We start from the raw sequence: 16,815 nt of genomic DNA on the forward strand, positions 1-16,815 counted from the left end.
CGTGCATGCGCTCACCTGTCCGGTCTGCAATGCGTTGTCGGGCTTCGATCGTCAGACCTGCCCGAACTGTGCGACGACCATGGGCGTGCACCTGCCGTCGCGGTCGCTGTACGCGGTCGGGCCGGAGGGGGTCGAGATCGACGGTGCCGGCGCCGGGAGCGGAGCGAGCGGGCCGAAGAAGCAATTGTGGGTGTGGTGTGCGAATCGTGATCGGACGCAATGCAACTGGTTGACCCTCGCCGAGGTCACCGAGGACAGCATCGGCCTGCGGGGTCGGTGTTTCCCCGAGTCGCTGATCCGGCGTCAGCCCGACGCCGAGGACACGCTCGCGCTCGAGAAGCTCGCGCCGGCATCGTTCGACCTGCGGCTGCTGGTGTACCAACTCGTCGATCTGGGTCTGCCGGTGGAGCCGTTCTGGCGCACCGAGGGCGGCCTGGCCTTCGACCTGTTGTCGAGTCAGACCCTCGGCCGGCCGGTGATGATCGGGCACGCGGGCGGGGTGGTGACCATCGACCTCGCCGAGACCCAGGACGCCTATCGGGAGCGCCTCCGGGTCGACCTCGGCGAGCAGTACCGCACCATGCTGGGTCATTTCCGCCACGAGACCGGGCACTACTACGAACACGTCCTCGTCGAGACCGGCCCGGGCGCGGAACGCTACCTCGACCGGTGTCGGGACCTGTTCGGCGACGAACGCGCGAGCTACGCCGACGCGATCAACCGCCACTATCGGTTCGGGTCACCGGAGAACTGGCGCGAGTCGTACATCTCCGAGTACGCCACGATGCATCCGTGGGAGGACTTCGCGGAGTGCTTCGCGCACTACCTCCACATCACCGGGACCATCGACACCGCCCGGGAATCCGGGCTGAATCTCGACGCGCAGCAGGTCCGGTTCACCATGGACCGTGACATCGTGCCGCTCCGGTCGTACGCCGACGAGCCGATCGAACGGCTGCTGTACGACTGGAAGTGGTTGTCGCTCATGCTGAACCGGGTGAACGTGGCCATGGGACGCCGCCCGCTCTATCCGTTCACCATCCCCGAACCCGTCGTGCGCAAACTCGGCTTCGTGCACGAGGTGATTCGGGAGAGCGCCCGGCGGGCGGTGACGACGGACCCGCTCGTCGCGGCCCCGGCGCAGCTGGCCTAACCGGCCGAGGCCGTCCGCGCCCGCTGCTCGGCCACGAACGCGAGAACCGTTGCCACATCGTCGGTGTCGGCGATGCGATAGTCGGCGGCGGTGTCACCTTCGCCGACCTTGATGCCGATGTCACCGGTCTGGGGACGCAGGTGCGCGAAGGCCTTCTCGTCGGTCACGTCGTCGCCGAGATAGATGACCGCGTCGGCGCCGACGGCCGCGCGCAGGGTGTCGAGGGCGTGGCCCTTGCTGGTCTCGATCACCGCGAGTTCGAGGACGGCCTTGCCCTCGGTGGTGTGCACCCCCGGCCAGGAGGCCGGACCGGTGCGGGCGCGATCGAGCGCGGCGACGGCGTCGGACGCCGACGCGTTGCGCACGTGCAACACCGTGCTCGCCGGTTTGACCTCGACGGTGCTGCCCGGGAATTCCGCGGCGATGGCGCGCAACTCGTCGATCAGGCGGGTCAACAGCGCGCGCGCTTCGTCGGTGACCTCGACCGCGAACCCGGACTCGAACTCACTGCCGTGACTACCTACCAGCACGACTGGGGCGGTGAGGCCGGACAGTTCCGCGAGCACGGCCCGTTCGCGGCCGGACACCACGGCGACGACGGTGTCGGGAAGTGCCGCGGCGGCGACGAGCGCGTCGATCGACGCGGGTTCGGGGACGGCGTCCTCGGGACGCGCGACGATTGGCGAGACACATCCGTCGTAATCGCTGGCCACGAGCAGCACCCCCACGCCGGCGGCCCGGACCAGCGCGTCGGTGAGTTCGGCGGGAATCCCGGTGTGGTTCACTCGGGCTCGTCCACCAGATGAACACCCCGGTTGGGCGACAGTTCGGTGTCGGAGTCGGCGCCGAGGGTGCCGAGGAAGCTTTCCGCCCACTTCGCGACGTCGTGGGCGAGGACCTGCCTGCGCAGCGCGCGCATGCGCCGCCTGCCCTCGTGTTCGCTCTGTTCGACCGCGGCCTCGATCGCGTCCTTGACGCCGTCGAGGTCGTACGGGTTGGCCTGGTACGCCGAGCGCAGTTCGGCTGCCGCGCCGGTGAACTCGCTGAGGACGAGTGCGCCGCCCAGGTCGCCCCGGCAGGCCACGTACTCCTTGGCGACGAGGTTCATGCCGTCGCGCAGGGGCGTGACCAGCATGACGTCGGCCGCGACGAAGAAGGCGACGAGTTCCTCACGCGGCACCGGTCGGTGCAGGTACTGCACCACCGGCTGGCCCACGGTCGCGTGGGTGCCGTTGATGTTCCCGACGAGTTGCTCGATACCGGCGCGCATCTGCTTGTAGCTCTCGACGCGCTCGCGGCTCGGCGTCGCGAGTTGCAGCATCACCGTGTCGGCGGGATCGAGTCGCTTCTCGGCCAGCAACTCGGAGATGGCCTTGAGCCGGACGTCGATGCCCTTGGTGTAGTCGAGCCGGTCGACGCCGAGCATGATCGTCTTCGGATTGCCCAGCTCGCGGCGGATCTCGGCGGCGCGCTCCCGGATCTTGCGGGTCTTGGACAGTGCGTCGAGCTCCCCGGAGTCGATCGAGATGGGGAACGCGCCGACGCGCACGGTGCGGAATCCGACCTGCACCACGCCGAAGCGCGACCGCACCCCAACGGTGCCCTTGCTGGTGGCCTGCCCGGCTAGGCGTCGGGCGAGGAAGAGGAAGTTCTGTGCCCCACCCGGCAGGTGGAAGCCGATGAGATCGGCGCCGAGCAGGCCTTCGACGATCTCGGTCCGCCACGGCATCTGCATGAACAGCTCGACCGGCGGGAACGGGATGTGCAGGAAGAAGCCGATCTTGACGTCGGGCCGCAGCATGCGCAGCATCTTCGGCACCAGTTGGAGCTGGTAGTCCTGCACCCAGACGACGGCCCCCTCGCCCGCGGCTCGCGAGGCCGCCTCGGCGAAGCGCCGGTTCACCTCGACGTAGGTGTTCCACCATTCGCGGTGGTACTCGGGCTTGACGATGACGTCGTGGTAGAGCGGCCACAGGGTGGCGTTGGAGAAGCCCTCGTAGTATTCGGCGATCTCTTGCGCCGACAGCGGGACCGCGTGGATGTCGATGCCCTCGATGTCGGGGTTGTCATCGGAGTCGGGGATGCCCGACCAGCCGACCCAGGCCCCGGTGTTGGCGCGCAGGATCGGCTCGAGCGCGGTCACGAGTCCGCCGGGGCTCTGCTTCCAGTTGACGGTGCCGTCGGGAAGGACCTCTTTGTCGACGGGCAGGCGGTTCGCGACGACCACGAACTCGGCCCCGTCATGGGTGGACCGGTCGGTGCCGGTCACTCCGCCGGTGTCGGGGTTGGTTTCTCCTGCTCGCGGAGCCACCTGCTCAGGCGTTCTCGCCCGGCGCGATCCCCAGCATGGCGAACAGCATCCGGCACTCGTCGGCGTCGGTGGCGTACGCGGCGACGACTCGGCGCGCCGAGTTGGCGGTCTCGTCGGCCACCGGCTCCAGTTCGTCGTCGGTGATGTCGGTCGCGTCGGTGGTCTTCGCGGGCATGTGAGTCCCCTCGTTGTGCGGCATGGTGTGCGGTTCGGTGCGCGGTGACGAGGCGCAGCCGTGCGGTGTCTCGGTCCGTTGCTGACTGGAGCGGCCGTCCGATGACACGCCCGACTCCGCATTCTACCCGGACATCGGTGGTGCTCACGGCCACCCGTCCGGCGTCAGCATCGTGGCGGTGGCGGCCGCCACCGGTTCGCCCGGACCCGGCGTGCGGCCGCGTCGGCCTGCCGCGCCTCACGGGCTTCGCGCAGGGCGATCCGGCGGCGGAGACGCCAGTCCGGACGGGGTGGCAGCTGAGGGCGACGCAGCGACCGGGCGACGAACTCGCCCAGCGTGACCCCCGCAGCGAGGGCGCAGCCGATGGCCAGCGCGTTCGCGATCCAGGTGAATCCGTCGAGCGTCTGGTCGCCGAGGATGCCGTAGAGGCCGCGATACACCGCGAGACCGGGCAGCAGCGGGGTGATGCCGGCCACCGCGACGACCAGCGGCGGGGTCAACGCGCGGCGTGCCAGCAGGCCGCCGATCAGTCCGACGAACGCCGCCGCGAGACCGTTGGCGATGACGTCGCCGATGTCGGTGAACGTCGAGGCCGCCGCGACCGCGGTGCCGATGAAACCGCCGAGGAACGCCACGCCGAGGGCGCGCGTCTCGGCGTAGCTGGCCAGCGCGTAGGCGCAGGCGGCGACCGCGCCGGCGACCACCCGGATCGGCAGTTCGACGACCTCGAAGCTGGTGGTCGTGGTGATCGTGGGCAGGAAGATGCCGCCCGCCTCCAGGATTCGGATCGCGACGCCGACACCGGCGATGATGCCGCCTGTCATCAGCAGCAACTCGAAGAACCGGGCGACACCGGTGATCGGTGCGCCGGTGATCGCGTCCTGGACCGAGCCGACGAGGGACAACCCCGAGAGCAACACGACGATGCCGGCCGCGATGACCTGCGACGGCGCGATCTGCACACCGAGTCGTTCGGCCGCGGCGAAGACCAGGGCGGCCGGGACCACCGCGATGAAACCGCCGGTCAGCTGCTGGAAGAAGACCGGTGTCCCGATGCGGTTGAGCCAGCGGTTGACGGTGACCGTCACCACGGTCGTCAGGAAGGCGAGCGCGGCGACGAGGTATTCGCCGCCGAGGAGCACCGAGATGCCCGACGCCATGATCCCCCAGGCGGTCGTGGCCAGCCAGTGCGGATAGGGGTGCGGCGCGGTGATGATCTCGTCGACCATCTGGTGCGCGGTGGACGGGCTGATGAACGAATCGCGGATGCGACGGACGAGCCGGTCGACCTGCGCGAGCCGGGTGAAGTCCATCGACCGGTAGTAGACCTGCTCCATGGTCGTGATCGGCGGGAGCGTCGCGCCGCGCCGCGCGCTGACGACGATCGTGTTGTAGGTGACATCCACGTCGACGTCCTCGAGGCCGTACACGCCGGCGACGAACTTGATCTGCGTCTGGGTGTCGATGGCCCCGGTGCCCGAGTCGAGCAGCACCGCCCCGATCTTCGTGGCGAGATCGAGGACCTCGGTGATCGCCGCGACGTCGAACGGTTCGATCGGCCTGCGCGGCGACACCATGATGCTGCCGGGTTCGATCGTGTCGATCGTCGCCTGCCGGCTGCCGCTGAGCCGACGCAGGACACGGCCGATCTGTTCGCGCACGCAGGCCCCCTCGGGTCGATGGTGGAGTGCTCGCGGGGTGACCGACACCCGGCCGGTTCAACCCTGACAGGAGACTGGATACACCTCGTCCGTCCGCACGACTCCGGCAGGGTCGGCGGAGGAGCCGGGAGCGGCGGTGAGCGCCGGTGACCGGGGTGACGACGGCGACCACTCGTCTACGATCGCGGCATGTCCTCGGTGCAGATCAACGGTCCGCGAGACGGCCACACCCGCAGTGCCACGGTGAGTCCCGGGAGTCTCGTCTTCACCGCCGGTGCGGCTCCCATCGACGACGACGGCGCCACCGTCGCACCCGGGAACGTTCGCGAACAGGCCGTGCAGTGCATGAGAAACCTCGAGGCCGCGCTGATCGAGTCCGGCGCGACGCTGCGCGACGTCGCGAAGGTCACCGTCTTCGTCGCCGAACACCTGCAGGCCGATCTGGTGGTCGCGTGGGACGCGGTGACCGAGGCCTTCGGCGACCACAAGCCGGCCGGCAGCCTGCTGGGCGTTTCGGTCCTCGCCTACGACGATCAGCTGGTGGAGATCGAAGCGGTCGCGGCCCTCCGGGGCTGATCGCGGCACGGCCGGTCCGCCGGGTGCGGATGAAGCGGGAGCGGTCCGGCCGATATACTCGCCCCGCGCGCCTCCTTAGCTCAGTGGTAGAGCACTCGCCTTGTAAGCGAGCGGTCGTCGGTTCAATCCCGACAGGGGGCTCCACGCACGAACGCCGCGCACCTGTTCCGGTGCGCGGCGTCTGTCGTCTCGCGGGTTCGTCTCGCGGGCCCGGGCTACCAGATGACGGCGAGGCCCGCGGCCAGCAGGGACAGGGCGCCGACGGACCAGAACAGGGCGCGCGGTACGGGTTCGCCGGTGCGCTTCTGCCGAGCGCTGCCCATGCCGAGGATTCCGCCGAGGACGAGCAGGATCACCAGCTTGATGCCGATCTTCGGGTAGTTCAGCTCGATACCGGCCGGCCACGGCGCCGCGAGCGCGAGCCCGGTCAGCAGGGACAGCAGCAGTCCGTAGTCCATCACGCGGGTGAACCGGAACTCGCGAGCCACGAGTTGGGTGACCCAGCCGCCGAAGGTCACGGCGAAGCCGATGATGTGCAGGAAGATTACGACGTTGCGTAGTAGCTCCATGCGGTCACCATACCCAGCAGACACGGCCGAGTTCTGGATTACGAGAACGGGTTCACGGTGCACGATGGACGGATGAAGCACGACGAACCGGGCACCTCCGCCAACTCGACGTCCCCGACCGACGGCGTGGCTCCGGACGGGACCCGCCCAACGGCCCAGACCCGGGTCGGCACCTTCCGCGGGGTCGCCGGGGAACGGGCCGACGTGTGGCGGGGCATCCGGTACGCCCGCCCGCCCGTGGGGGAGTTGCGCTGGCGCCGTGCGATTCCCCTCGAGGAGGCCGATGCGCCCGAGGACGTGGTGGATGCCTCGACCTTCGGCGCGGTCTGCCCACAACAACTCAACCCCGCCGTACGTCTCGGTCCCGATGTGGTCATGGACGAGGACTGCCTGTTCCTCAACGTCTGGACCCCGCCGGGGGCCGCGGAGCACGCCGACGACGCCGTCGGACTCCCGGTCATGGTGTGGCTGCACGGCGGCGCCTACGTGCTGGGGTCGGGGGCCCAGCCGTTCTACGAGGGCTCGAACCTCGCCGCCACCGGCGACGTGGTCGTCGTGACGCTGAACTATCGGCTCGGTGTGCTCGGGTTCGCCGACCTGTCGTCGATCGACCCGCGGTTCGAGTCGAATGCCGGCCTCAGTGACGTGCTCACCGCGTTGGGCTGGGTCCGCGACCACATCGCCGCCTTCGGCGGTGATCCCGACAAGGTGACGGTGTTCGGCGAGTCGGCGGGCGCGGGACTGGTCACCGCGCTGCTCACCATGCCGGCCGCGGCCGGGCTCTTCGGCCGGGCGATCGCGCAGAGTTCGCCCGTGACGTCGATGTACGGTGCCGACCGGGCCGCGCGGGTCGCCGACCAACTGCTCGAGGCCGCCGGCATCGACGCCGGTGGACTCGACACCGGCGAGATCGTCGGGCGTCTCGAACAACTCGACGGCATGACCTGTTCGGCGATCACCACCACCCTGTTCGAGAAGGTCCCCACCGAGGTGCCGGGGACCATCGCGTTCGCACCGGTCATCGACGGCGATCTGCTGCCCGAACATCCCCTCGACGTCTATCGCGCGGGTCGGGCGCATCCGGTGCCGCTGATCATCGGGACCAACCGCGACGAGGCGAATCTCTTCAAGTACATGAAGTCGCCGCTGATGCCGATCACCACCGCCGACATCGAGCGCATGTTCGCCGGGATGGCGAAGGAGTATCCGGACGTCGTCCTGCCCGAACGTGCGCAGGTGCTCTCCGCGTATTCCGGTCTGCGCCCGAAGGTCACCGGACTCGGCGTGGCCCGTGACGTGGCGTTCCGCATGCCCACGCTGTGGCTCGCGGAGGCGCATGCGCGTTCGGCGCCGGTCTATGTCTACCGCTACGACTGGACGACGCGGATGTTCCGGCTGCTCGGTCTGGGGGCCGCCCATGCGACCGAGGTCCCGTACGTGTGGGGGAATCTGGGCAACGGGCCGAAGGACATCACGTTCCTGCTCGGCGGGCGTAAACAGGGAGAAGCGGTGTCGGAGAGAATGATCCGACGATGGACCGCATTCGCGCACGGTCAGGAGCCGGACGCCGGATCGCTCGGGGATCCCTGGCCGACCTACGACACCGGCCATCGCCCGGTGTTGCGCATCGACGCCGAGGACCGGGTCGTGCAGAACCTCGACGGCGACATCTGGGAGGCGTGGGGCGACGAGGTGCTCGGCTTCCGTTGATGGGCCCCTCCGCTGGCCGAGCAGCGTCGTCGATGTCACCAAGTGGCTTCGACACGGCTCCTCGACCTCGACGCGCTCCTTCGTCGCTTGCTCGGCCCGGCGGCTGCGCTCGGTGCCGGCTCAACCAGCGGGTGGGGGCTTTCGCAGGCGGAGCGGGGTCGGGCCCCTCCGCTGGCCGAGCAGCGTGGACCGAGCGCAGCGAGGACGCCGCGTGTCGAGGTCACCTGTCTCGCAACAAGCCTCAGTCCCGACGGCAATCCGCACGAACGTCGATGTGCGGGAGATAGGCGTCGCGCTGAGCGTCGGTGACGGGTGCGGTGCTGGCGCAGATCCAGTCGCGGGCTTCGTCGAGATCGAGCGTGTGCAGGTAGACGTTCCCGGTGGTGTCACCGCCGGAGATGATGTCCTCGTCGGTGGGGAGTTGGGCGGGTAGTTGCCAGGTGGTGGTCGTGTCCGTGGTCGCGAGCAGCGTCCCGACCGGTTGCGGGTCGGTGAGCCGGCCGTCGTCGTCGAGGGCGAAGCTGATCAGCTCGTGCGTCGCTGTACCCACCGTGAGGCGGTTCGGCGCGACGGACACCGTCGAGGCGAACATGTCCTCCTCCCGGTCGATCAGTTCGGGTTCGGCGTCCGTGCCGGCCGGCGGGAGCCGCCACGTGGAGAGGTCGCGGGAGGCGACCACCAGCACATCGCCGTCGAATACGGCCTGGGCGGCCGGCGCCTCGGCGGTGATGACGTCGACCGGGTCCGCGCCCGGCGACGTCAGGTCGTACAGGTAGACGCGTTTGTCGTCGGAGGTGACCGCGAGCCGCAAGCCGTCGGAGCTGAAGGCGACATTGCGGATGAGGTCGGTGGGTCCGCGCAGCGGTGCGCCCACGCGTCGCGGGGAGCCGGGCACCGAGGTGTCCCACAGGGCCACGGTGGTGTCGGTGTCTCCGGTCGCGAGCAGATGGCCCGACGGCGCGAAGGCGACCGGGAACGAATAGCGGGTGGCGACGTCGAGGGCCGCGGCGCGTCGCGGGGCCGCGGTGTCGGTGATGTCCCACAACTCGACGAGCCCGCCGTTGTTGTTGGCGGTCGCGGCGAGGGTGCCGGGGCCGTTGAGGCTGACCCGCGGATGGTCGTTGACCCGACGCTGGATGGGCGTGCGCGATCGCAGGGTGAGGCCGTCGGACATCGTCCACAGGTTCAGGGTGGTGTCGGCGCCGACCGTCGCCAGGACTCGTTGGGCGTCGTCGGTGTCCACGCCGGTGATGGTCCCGCCGCGGTCGGGTTCGGTTCGGCCGGGCAGGCTCCAGACGTCTATCGTCCCGTCGGAGCGGCCGGAGACGAGTTGGCGGCCGCTGGGGTCGAACCGGGCCGCGAAGGTCCGCACCGAGCCCTGTTCGGAGGTCGTCTGCAGCGCCCACTGCAGGATCGGCGAGGCCGTGTTGGCGGTGTTCCACACCCGGACCAGGCCGTCGGCCCGGGCGGAGGCCAACTGCGCACCCGAACCGTCGAAAGCGATCGACCAGGACCCGGCCGTGCTGTTGGGCAGCGACGTGCTCAGCGGGCGGGGTGCGAGCGGGTCGGCCACGTCCCACAGCTGGGTGTTCGGGCTGTCGCCGGTGACTGCCAGCGAGCGGCTGTCGGGGCTGAACGCGACGGCATGGGTGATGCTGGGGAAGCCGGTCAGCGGCCCACCCAGCGGCTGCGGCGATTCGCCGGTCGTCCACAGCCGGACGGTCCGGTCGTCGCCGCCGCTGGCCAGGACGCGTCCGTCGGGGCTGAAGGAGAGGGTGCGCGCCGCGGCGGTGTGGCCGCGCAGGACGGCCGTCTCCCGGATCGCTCCGGTCGGTGAGACGGCGTACATCGTGATCGTGCCGTCGTCGGACGATGCGGCCAGGGTCCGGCCGTCGGCGGAGAACCGCACCATGTAGACGGTGCCGTGGCCCGGGGACACCGTCGTCGCCAGCCGCGGGTTCGGTGCGTCGCCCAGGTCCCACATCCGGACGGAACCGTCCCCGCTGCTGCTCGCCAGCAGTTGCCGGGTCGGGTGGAAGTCGGTGCTGGTGACGTAGTTGTCGAAGCCGCGCAGGACCGCCACCTCGCGATAGTCCGACGAGCCGGACCGGGCCCAGACGCGCACGGTCCGGTCGCCGCTCGCCGAGGCGAGCTGCGTGCCCGTCCGGTTGAAGGACAGGTCGTAGACCGGGCCGGTGTGGCCGGTCAGCGGGGCCACCAGGGGCGTCGTCGCGGCGCCGCGCAGACGGCTCTGGACGGTTGGGTCGTCGGGATAGACCTCGTGGGCGACGAGCAACAGTCGCGCGGCCAGCGACGGGTTGGAGTACTGCATGCTGTCGATGTGCGACAACAGAGCCGAGCGTTCGGCGGCGTTGCGCTGTTCGCGCAGGTCGTGGGCCTGTCGGAAGCCGATGGCGGCGGTGATGGACGCCGCGATGGCCAGCACGACGATCACCGACACCGCGCCGACGCGCGTGGTGCGGCGCCGCTGCTGCATGGCGACCGCCGCGTCGAGGAAGGCGTCGTTCTCGTTGCTCAGCAGATGCAGGTAGTCGCTGCGCAGGGTTCGTCGCCGGCGCTTGGCGTCCTCGAGGCGCGACCCGGTGTAGAGGAACGACCGGCCGCGCCCGTTGGCCAGCCACGCCGCGGTGTCGGCGTCGACCTGCTGGCGCCAGAGGTGGTTGTCGGTGTCGTCGGCGATCCACTCGGCCAGACGTGGCCAGGCGGTGAGCACCACGTCGTGCACGAGCATCACTGAGTCGGTGGACACGGTGAGCAGCCTGGCCTGGGCGAATTCGTCGATGACGGTCGCGACCTCGGGCGGGAACCGGTTCGCGATGGTCGCCGTGGACAGCGGCACGCGCAGCGCGATGCCGGCCGGGCCGACGTGCACCAGGGCGAGGAGGACCGCGCGTGCGAGATCCCGATGACGCGGATCGATCGCCGCCCAGGCCGTCTCGGCGGTGTCGGCGACCGCGCGGGCGATACCGCCGGTGGCCCGGTACCCGGATAGGGTCATGCGGTTGCCGGTGCGGCGTGCCCAGGTCGCCTGGAGAACGTGCGCCAGCAGCGGCAGGCGGCCGGCGCGGTCACCGCCGGTCGACGCCTCGTACAGCTCGGTGATCATCACGTCGGCGAGTCCGGTCTCGATGCGGCCGCCGGCGAGTCGGACGGGCGCGGTGATCACCTCGCGCAACTGCGTGCGGGTCATCTCCGAGACGATCACGCAGCGGTGCTGCCACGCATCGGCGAGGAACGGATGCTCGACGCACTGACTGAAGAAGTCGGCTCGCACGCCGACCACGACCACGACGTCGGACGCCAGTTCTTCGACCTCGCGCAGCGTCTCGGTCCGAAGCGGGTCCTCGAGCGAGAAGACGTTCTCGAACTGGTCGATGACGATGACCGGGTCCCCGGTCGTCGAGGCCGGCGCATCGGTGGCGCCCGGCTCGTCCGGGTCGGCGATGACGAGCCCGCTCGGGGTGATCTCGCCGAGTCGGGGCGACGACAATCGCGTGTCCCGGGCGAGGCCGGCACGGAGCAGCGACGACTTGCCCGATCCCGAGACCCCGGTGACCACCACCAGTCGCGACGCGGGGGACAGCGGTGGCGGTCCGGAGCGGGCCGACAGGATCGCATCCACAAGGGTGCCGACGACGTCGTCCCGGCCGAAGTACATCTGACTGTCGGCCGCGGTCAGGGTGGCGAGGCCGGGGAACGGCCGGGCATGCTGCGGTGCGGGCGGCTCGGCGGTGGGGGTCTCGTCGGGCGTCCGGCGGTCCCACATCTCCCGCCACTGCGGGATGGTCAGGACGTCGTCGGCCCCGGCGGCGACGGCGCGGGCGGTCAGCCAGACGAGCAGCGGTTCGACCGTCGCGAAGTCGCGGGGGAGATGACGGCCGTTGCGCCAGTCACTGATCCGTTGCGCCGAGACCCGGGCCCGCGTCGCCGCGGCGCGCAGCGTGGGACGTCCCGCTTGCACGAACAGACGCGTGAGTGCCTGACCGAAATCCACTCAGCTGTCCTTGTGCTCGCCCCGACAGATCGACCGCACCATCATGCGATAGCCGATCCCGCCGCGCCACCATCGGCGATCCGATGTGGTGACGGCCACACCGCGGACCGCGGATCACCGGACGTGGCAAGCGGATCCGGAACCGGTTCTGTCCGGTCCGGATAGTCCGTTAGCGGCTTGATCTGCGCTTATGTACCGGTTTCCGGAACGGGGGTGGAGTGGGTCGCGTTCGTGGGGTCTGCTGGTGGGGCGCAACTCGACGGGGGTCGGGAAACGCACAGGTTGCGTCGGTCGAAGGACACACCGAAAGTGTCGCGAAGCACTGCCCGTCGGGGGCTGTGTGTCGTTCGGCCCACACGACCGCGCGGGTGCCGGACACCGGGTCGACGGGGGTCGGCGGTCTCCGGCACCCGCGTCCCCTCCTCGCCTGCCGGGTAACCCGGGCTGTCGGCTTCGATCACTACGATCTGTCCATGCGACGACCCCGGGTGCCCGTGCGATGAGCCGCCTGTTGATCTCCGACTCGCAACGCCGCACTCGCCTCATGCGCCGGCAACACCTCGATGTCTCGTCTCGAGCTGCCGACTCCGTAGAAGCCGCTGCCACGATGGTCGGTCTGCACGCGACCACACCGTCGAGCGTCCACCTCGCCGCATGGGCCCGGGTCGATCCGGAGCTCTCGCGCGAGTCGGTCGACGCCGCCCTCTACGACGACCGGACGCTCGTCAAGCACCTCGCGATGCGTCGCACGTTGTTCGTCTTCCCGCGGGACATCCTGGCCGAGTCCGTCGGAGCCCTCGGGCCGCGGATCTCGGCGTCGGAACGCACCAACATGTTGCGCGACCTCCGGCGCAGTCCCGACTTCGACGACCCGGAGGGCTGGATCGAGACCGCGCGGCAGGCGGTCCTGGCCGAACTCGCCGGTGGCGAGTCGCTGACCTCCACCGAACTCCGCGAGCGTCTGCCCGCGCTCGACGGCTACATCAGTCACGGCGCGGGCACCACGTGGGCGGGCCGCGCCCCGATGGGGCCGCGCGTGCTCAACATGCTCGACGCCGAGGGGGCGATCGTCCGCGGACCCAACCGGCTGCGCTGGCATCTGTCGCGACCGGCGTGGACGTCCATGCCGCTCTGGCTCGGCGAGGATCTGCCGTCGATGAGCGTCCACGACGGGCACCGCGCGCTGATCGGACGCTGGCTGCGGACCTACGGACCAGGCACCGAGACGGACCTGGTGTGGTGGCTGGGGTCGACCAAGACCGCGGTCCGCGCGGCCCTGGCCGAACTCGAGACCGTCCAGGTCGACCTGGAGGGTGGCGGAGTCGGCCACGTCCTGCCCGACGATCTGCCCGACGGCCCCGGGGTCGACGGCATGGGGGACGAGCCGGTCGAACCACAGGCCGCGCTCCTGCCGGAACTCGACCCGACCACCATGGGCTACAAGGAACGTGGCTTCTATCTCGGCGGTCACGCGCCGCAGGTCTTCGACTCCGCGGGCAACGGTGGCCAGACCGCCTGGTGGGATGGTCGCATCGTCGGTGGCTGGTATCGCCGCGCCGACTCGACGATCGACGTCGTTCCGCTCGAACCGTTGTCCTCCGAAGCGCGTCGGGCTCTCGATGCCCGGGCCGAGGAGCTCGCGGCGTGGCTGGGGGACGAGCCGCTGAAGACCGGCTACGCCGCGCCGTATGCGCGAGGGTTGTAGGTCGATGCTTTCGCTTGGTTCGACATCTGTCAATATTGATGAATGTCGAACCAGAACCTGCTGGCGACGGTCTCCCGCGGCATGACGACCGACGAGGCGGAGACCGTCGCTCCGGCGTTGAAGGCACTCGCGGACCCGGTCCGGTTGCGGTTGTTGTCCGAGATCGCCGCGCATCCGGGAGGTGAGGCGTGCGTGTGCGACATCTCCGGACCGTTCGACCTCTCGCAGCCGACGATCTCGCACCATCTGAGAGTGCTGCGCGAAGCCGGTCTGGTGACGAGCGAGCGACGCGCGACCTGGGTGTACTACCGCGTGAACTCTGTTGCACTACAAGAATTGTCGGGGCTGCTCGGCTGTCTCGCCACGGTCCTGGGGGAAGCACGTTCGTGTGAGGCCGGACGATGAACGTCACGGAAGCCGCCGTCGCGGGCAGGCTGTCGATGCTCGACCGGTTCCTGCCGGTGTGGATCGGCGCCGCGATGGTGGTGGGTCTGCTGCTGGGCCGCAGTGTTCCCGGCGTGGGCGACGCGCTGGCGGCCGTCGAGCTCGACGGCATCTCGTTGCCGATCGCACTCGGGTTGCTGATCATGATGTATCCGGTGCTGGCCAAGGTGCGCTACGACCGACTCGACTCGGTCACCGCCGACCGTCGCCTGCTGCTCGGGTCGCTGGTCCTGAACTGGATCATCGGCCCGGCGTTGATGTTCGCGCTGGCCTGGCTCCTGCTCCCGGACCTGCCGGAGTACCGGACCGGACTGATCATCGTCGGGCTGGCCCGCTGCATCGCGATGGTCATCATCTGGAACGACCTGGCATGCGGCGACCGCGAAGCCGCTGCCGTCCTGGTCGCGCTGAACTCGGTATTCCAGGTGATCATGTTCGCCGTGCTGGGCTGGTTCTACCTTTCCGTGTTGCCTGGCTGGCTCGGCCTCGAACAGACGACCATCGACGCCTCGCCGTGGCAGATCGCGAAGTCGGTCCTGATCTTCCTCGGCATCCCGCTGGTCGCCGGGTACCTGACCCGCCGGATCGGTGAACGGACAAGGGGGCGTGAGTGGTACGAGTCCGCGTTCCTGCCGCGCCTCGGGCCGTGGGCCCTCTACGGTTTGTTGTTCACCATCGTCATCCTGTTCGCATTGCAGGGTGAGCAGATCATGTCGCAGCCCTCGGACGTCGCGCGTATCGCTCTGCCGCTGCTGATCTACTTCGCGGTGATGTGGGGCGGTGGGTTCGTGCTCGGCGCGTTGATGGGACTGGGCTATGAGCGCACCACTACCCTGGCATTCACCGCCGCGGGCAACAACTTCGAGCTCGCCATCGCCGTCGCGATCGCCACCTACGGTGCGACCTCCGGCCAGGCCCTGGCCGGGGTCATCGGACCGCTCATCGAAGTGCCGGTCCTCGTCGCCCTCGTGTACGTGTCCCTCGCGTTGCGGAAACGGTTCTCTACAACACCCGACTCGACCGGGGAGCCCGCGCGCCATGTCTGACCTCATCAATGTGCTGTTCGTGTGCGTGAGCAACCGTGGCAAATCCGTGATGGCCGAACGTCTCTCGGTGACGGTCACCGACCGGATCGCGGCGTCGTCCGCCGGAACCAGTGCGAAGATCGGTGGCGTGGTCAATGAACTGTCCGCGCAGGTGCTCGCCGAGGTCGGAGCCGACGTCGGCGGACACCGGCCACGACAGCTCACGGACGAGATGATGCGAGCCGCGGACCTGGTCGTGGTGGTCGGCACCGCCGAGGTCACCCCGCCCGACGGGGTGAGTGTCGAGGTGTGGAACACCGACGAACCCTCCGATCGAGGCATCGACGGCCTCGAACGGATGCGGTTGATCCGCGACGACATCACCACCCGCATCCGCGCCCTCGCCGACCGCTTGGAGCGGTGAGCGTTCAGAACGGTGGTGGGTTGGCGGCGTTCCACGCACTGACAGGAACGACGACGCTCGGTCAGCAGCAGGCTGTGCGAGCGTCGGCGGGGTCGGTGGCGCTACCGCCGCAGCACACCGACCCCTCGGCGGATTCGTCGACACCGCTCTCGGCCAACAGCTTCGGGCTGGTTCCGAAGGTGTCGGAGTCCGCGAGCACGGTGTAGATCTCCCATTTTTCGTCGCTCGGACCGGTGACCCACACCTTGTCTTGCGTTGCGAAACAACAGGTGGAGTTGATCTCCTCCTGCGTGAACAGGCCCTCGCCGGACAGTCGGGCGATCTCGGCATGCACCGTCTCGCTCGATTCGACCTCCACCCCGAGATGGTTGATCGTGCCGCCCTGACCCGGATTCTCGAGGAGCACCAATTTCAGCGGGGGTTCGACGATCGCGAAGTTCGCGTATCCGGGCTTTCGCTTGGCCGGCGGGGTGTCGAACAGCTTGGAGTAGAACTCGATCGCGGTATCGAGGTCATCGACATTGAGTGCGAGTTGCATGCGGGACATGAGGGGAACCACCTTCACCTGTGAGACATATGTCAAATCCGGACGTTCTTGCAGAATGCCACCTTTTCGACATATGTCAATACAGCCGGTAGGGTCGGACCATGCCCAAGACCCTGCCGATGGTCGACATCAGCGCACCCATCTGCTGTGCGCCCGTGTCGGCAGCGCCACTCGACGACGCCACGGCTCTCGAGATCGCGTTGCGGCTCAAGGCTCTTGCCGATCCGGTGCGGATCAGACTGGTCTCGATCCTTCTCGCCGACGGCGGTGACGGGATCTGCACCTGCGATCTCGCGACCGCGGTCGGGCTCACCGAAGCAACGACGAGCCATCACCTGGGTCAACTACGCAAGGCCGGGATGGTCTCCCCCGAACGTCGCGGGATGAATGTCTATTACCGCCCGAGGCCAGAGTCTCTGGAAGCGCTGCGCCAGGTACTCAATGCGACCACCGGGTGCTGCTGACCACCGGGACCTCCCACGGACGCGACCCCGGCCCGG

Annotated in this window: 15 protein-coding genes and 1 tRNA gene; 9 read left to right on the top strand and 7 right to left on the bottom strand. The window is 69.3% G+C overall.

Translation table 11 applies throughout. From position 1 onward, the window contains the following. Position 1 precedes the first annotated feature (1 nt). On the top strand, positions 2–1,153 hold the full coding sequence (locus tag ACFUEJ_RS12335) for a putative zinc-binding metallopeptidase (protein WP_388029655.1): 1,152 nt from the start codon (positions 2–4) through the stop codon (positions 1,151–1,153). Here ACFUEJ_RS12335 and otsB read toward each other — a convergent pair. From otsB to ACFUEJ_RS12355, 4 genes are all read right to left on the bottom strand, one after another. Further along, positions 1,150–1,938: a trehalose-phosphatase gene (gene otsB, locus ACFUEJ_RS12340; protein WP_058251253.1), complete on the bottom strand. Its 789-nt coding sequence runs from the start codon at positions 1,936–1,938 to the stop codon at positions 1,150–1,152. The genes ACFUEJ_RS12335 and otsB overlap by 4 nt on opposite strands. Then, the gene (locus tag ACFUEJ_RS12345; protein ID WP_058251252.1) at positions 1,935–3,422 is read right to left on the bottom strand and encodes a trehalose-6-phosphate synthase; all 1,488 of its coding nucleotides are present in this window, start codon (positions 3,420–3,422) and stop codon (positions 1,935–1,937) included. The genes otsB and ACFUEJ_RS12345 overlap by 4 nt, the downstream gene beginning before the upstream one ends. Before the next feature lie 46 nt (positions 3,423–3,468). Beyond that, positions 3,469–3,639 (bottom strand): hypothetical protein, encoded by a 171-nt coding sequence (locus ACFUEJ_RS12350; protein WP_165630609.1) that lies wholly within the window; start codon positions 3,637–3,639, stop codon positions 3,469–3,471. Positions 3,640–3,803: 164 nt separating this feature from the next. Further along, complete coding sequence (locus ACFUEJ_RS12355; RefSeq protein WP_388029658.1) at positions 3,804–5,300, bottom strand: threonine/serine exporter ThrE family protein; 1,497 nt, start codon at positions 5,298–5,300, stop codon at positions 3,804–3,806. Positions 5,301–5,489: 189 nt separating this feature from the next. Between ACFUEJ_RS12355 and ACFUEJ_RS12360 the strand changes: the two genes are divergently transcribed. Together ACFUEJ_RS12360 and ACFUEJ_RS12365 are read left to right on the top strand one after the other, a co-directional pair. Continuing rightward, a complete protein-coding gene (locus ACFUEJ_RS12360; RefSeq protein ID WP_078111682.1) occupies positions 5,490–5,876 on the top strand; it encodes a RidA family protein in 387 nt (128 codons plus the stop codon). Positions 5,877–5,945: 69 nt separating this feature from the next. After that, a tRNA-Thr gene (locus tag ACFUEJ_RS12365) sits at positions 5,946–6,020 on the top strand. Between the two features lie 71 nt (positions 6,021–6,091). On the opposite strand, the gene ACFUEJ_RS12370 is transcribed toward ACFUEJ_RS12365, so the two are convergent. Continuing rightward, positions 6,092–6,445, bottom strand: coding sequence for a Fe-S protein (locus ACFUEJ_RS12370; RefSeq protein ID WP_065631513.1), 354 nt, complete (start codon positions 6,443–6,445; stop codon positions 6,092–6,094). A 72-nt stretch (positions 6,446–6,517) separates the two neighbouring features. Here ACFUEJ_RS12370 and ACFUEJ_RS12375 point away from each other — a divergent pair, with 72 nt between their 5' ends. Then, positions 6,518–8,155: a carboxylesterase/lipase family protein gene (locus ACFUEJ_RS12375; RefSeq protein WP_388029662.1), complete on the top strand. Its 1,638-nt coding sequence runs from the start codon at positions 6,518–6,520 to the stop codon at positions 8,153–8,155. Positions 8,156–8,396: 241 nt separating this feature from the next. On the opposite strand, the gene ACFUEJ_RS12380 is transcribed toward ACFUEJ_RS12375, so the two are convergent. Next, a complete protein-coding gene (locus ACFUEJ_RS12380) occupies positions 8,397–12,170 on the bottom strand; it encodes a hypothetical protein (protein WP_388029665.1) in 3,774 nt (1,257 codons plus the stop codon). A gap of 499 nt (positions 12,171–12,669) precedes the next feature. On the opposite strand from ACFUEJ_RS12380, the gene ACFUEJ_RS12385 reads away from it, so the two are divergent. From ACFUEJ_RS12385 to ACFUEJ_RS12400, 4 genes are read left to right on the top strand one after another with little or no spacing between them, the layout of a single operon-like run. Continuing rightward, complete coding sequence (locus tag ACFUEJ_RS12385; RefSeq protein ID WP_226512469.1) at positions 12,670–13,875, top strand: winged helix DNA-binding domain-containing protein; 1,206 nt, start codon at positions 12,670–12,672, stop codon at positions 13,873–13,875. Between the two features lie 42 nt (positions 13,876–13,917). Beyond that, positions 13,918–14,280: a helix-turn-helix transcriptional regulator gene (locus ACFUEJ_RS12390; RefSeq protein ID WP_226512470.1), complete on the top strand. Its 363-nt coding sequence runs from the start codon at positions 13,918–13,920 to the stop codon at positions 14,278–14,280. Continuing rightward, entirely contained in the window at positions 14,277–15,365 is a 1,089-nt protein-coding gene (arsB, locus tag ACFUEJ_RS12395) for an ACR3 family arsenite efflux transporter (RefSeq protein WP_388029668.1), read from the top strand. The genes ACFUEJ_RS12390 and arsB overlap by 4 nt, the downstream gene beginning before the upstream one ends. Continuing rightward, positions 15,358–15,768, top strand: a complete 411-nt coding sequence (locus ACFUEJ_RS12400) for a low molecular weight phosphatase family protein (RefSeq protein ID WP_226512472.1) — start codon at positions 15,358–15,360, stop codon at positions 15,766–15,768. The genes arsB and ACFUEJ_RS12400 overlap by 8 nt, the downstream gene beginning before the upstream one ends. Positions 15,769–15,829: 61 nt before the next feature. Here the strand turns inward: ACFUEJ_RS12400 and ACFUEJ_RS12405 are convergent, their stop codons facing one another. Then, positions 15,830–16,315 carry an ArsI/CadI family heavy metal resistance metalloenzyme gene (locus ACFUEJ_RS12405; RefSeq protein WP_137810476.1) on the bottom strand — a complete coding sequence of 162 codons (486 nt, stop codon included), beginning with the start codon at positions 16,313–16,315 and terminating at the stop codon, positions 15,830–15,832. A gap of 101 nt (positions 16,316–16,416) precedes the next feature. Here ACFUEJ_RS12405 and ACFUEJ_RS12410 point away from each other — a divergent pair, with 101 nt between their 5' ends. Further along, entirely contained in the window at positions 16,417–16,779 is a 363-nt protein-coding gene (locus ACFUEJ_RS12410) for an Rv2640c family ArsR-like transcriptional regulator (RefSeq protein WP_211539014.1), read from the top strand. Positions 16,780–16,815: the final 36 nt, after the last annotated feature.

This window comes from Gordonia sp. NPDC057258 (assembly GCF_042668985.1).
In the GTDB taxonomy this organism is placed as follows: Bacteria; Actinomycetota; Actinomycetes; order Mycobacteriales; family Mycobacteriaceae; genus Gordonia; species Gordonia hongkongensis.

Coding starts and splice junctions, on each gene's coding strand:
- ACFUEJ_RS12350 (WP_165630609.1), bottom strand. CDS start 3,639: ATGCCCGCGAAGACCACCGACGCGACCGACATCACCGACGACGAACTG.
- ACFUEJ_RS12360 (WP_078111682.1), top strand. CDS start 5,490: ATGTCCTCGGTGCAGATCAACGGTCCGCGAGACGGCCACACCCGCAGT.
- ACFUEJ_RS12370 (WP_065631513.1), bottom strand. CDS start 6,445: ATGGAGCTACTACGCAACGTCGTAATCTTCCTGCACATCATCGGCTTC.
- ACFUEJ_RS12375 (WP_388029662.1), top strand. CDS start 6,518: ATGAAGCACGACGAACCGGGCACCTCCGCCAACTCGACGTCCCCGACC.
- ACFUEJ_RS12385 (WP_226512469.1), top strand. CDS start 12,670: ATGAGCCGCCTGTTGATCTCCGACTCGCAACGCCGCACTCGCCTCATG.
- ACFUEJ_RS12390 (WP_226512470.1), top strand. CDS start 13,918: ATGTCGAACCAGAACCTGCTGGCGACGGTCTCCCGCGGCATGACGACC.
- arsB (WP_388029668.1), top strand. CDS start 14,277: ATGAACGTCACGGAAGCCGCCGTCGCGGGCAGGCTGTCGATGCTCGAC.
- ACFUEJ_RS12400 (WP_226512472.1), top strand. CDS start 15,358: ATGTCTGACCTCATCAATGTGCTGTTCGTGTGCGTGAGCAACCGTGGC.
- ACFUEJ_RS12405 (WP_137810476.1), bottom strand. CDS start 16,315: ATGTCCCGCATGCAACTCGCACTCAATGTCGATGACCTCGATACCGCG.
- ACFUEJ_RS12410 (WP_211539014.1), top strand. CDS start 16,417: ATGCCCAAGACCCTGCCGATGGTCGACATCAGCGCACCCATCTGCTGT.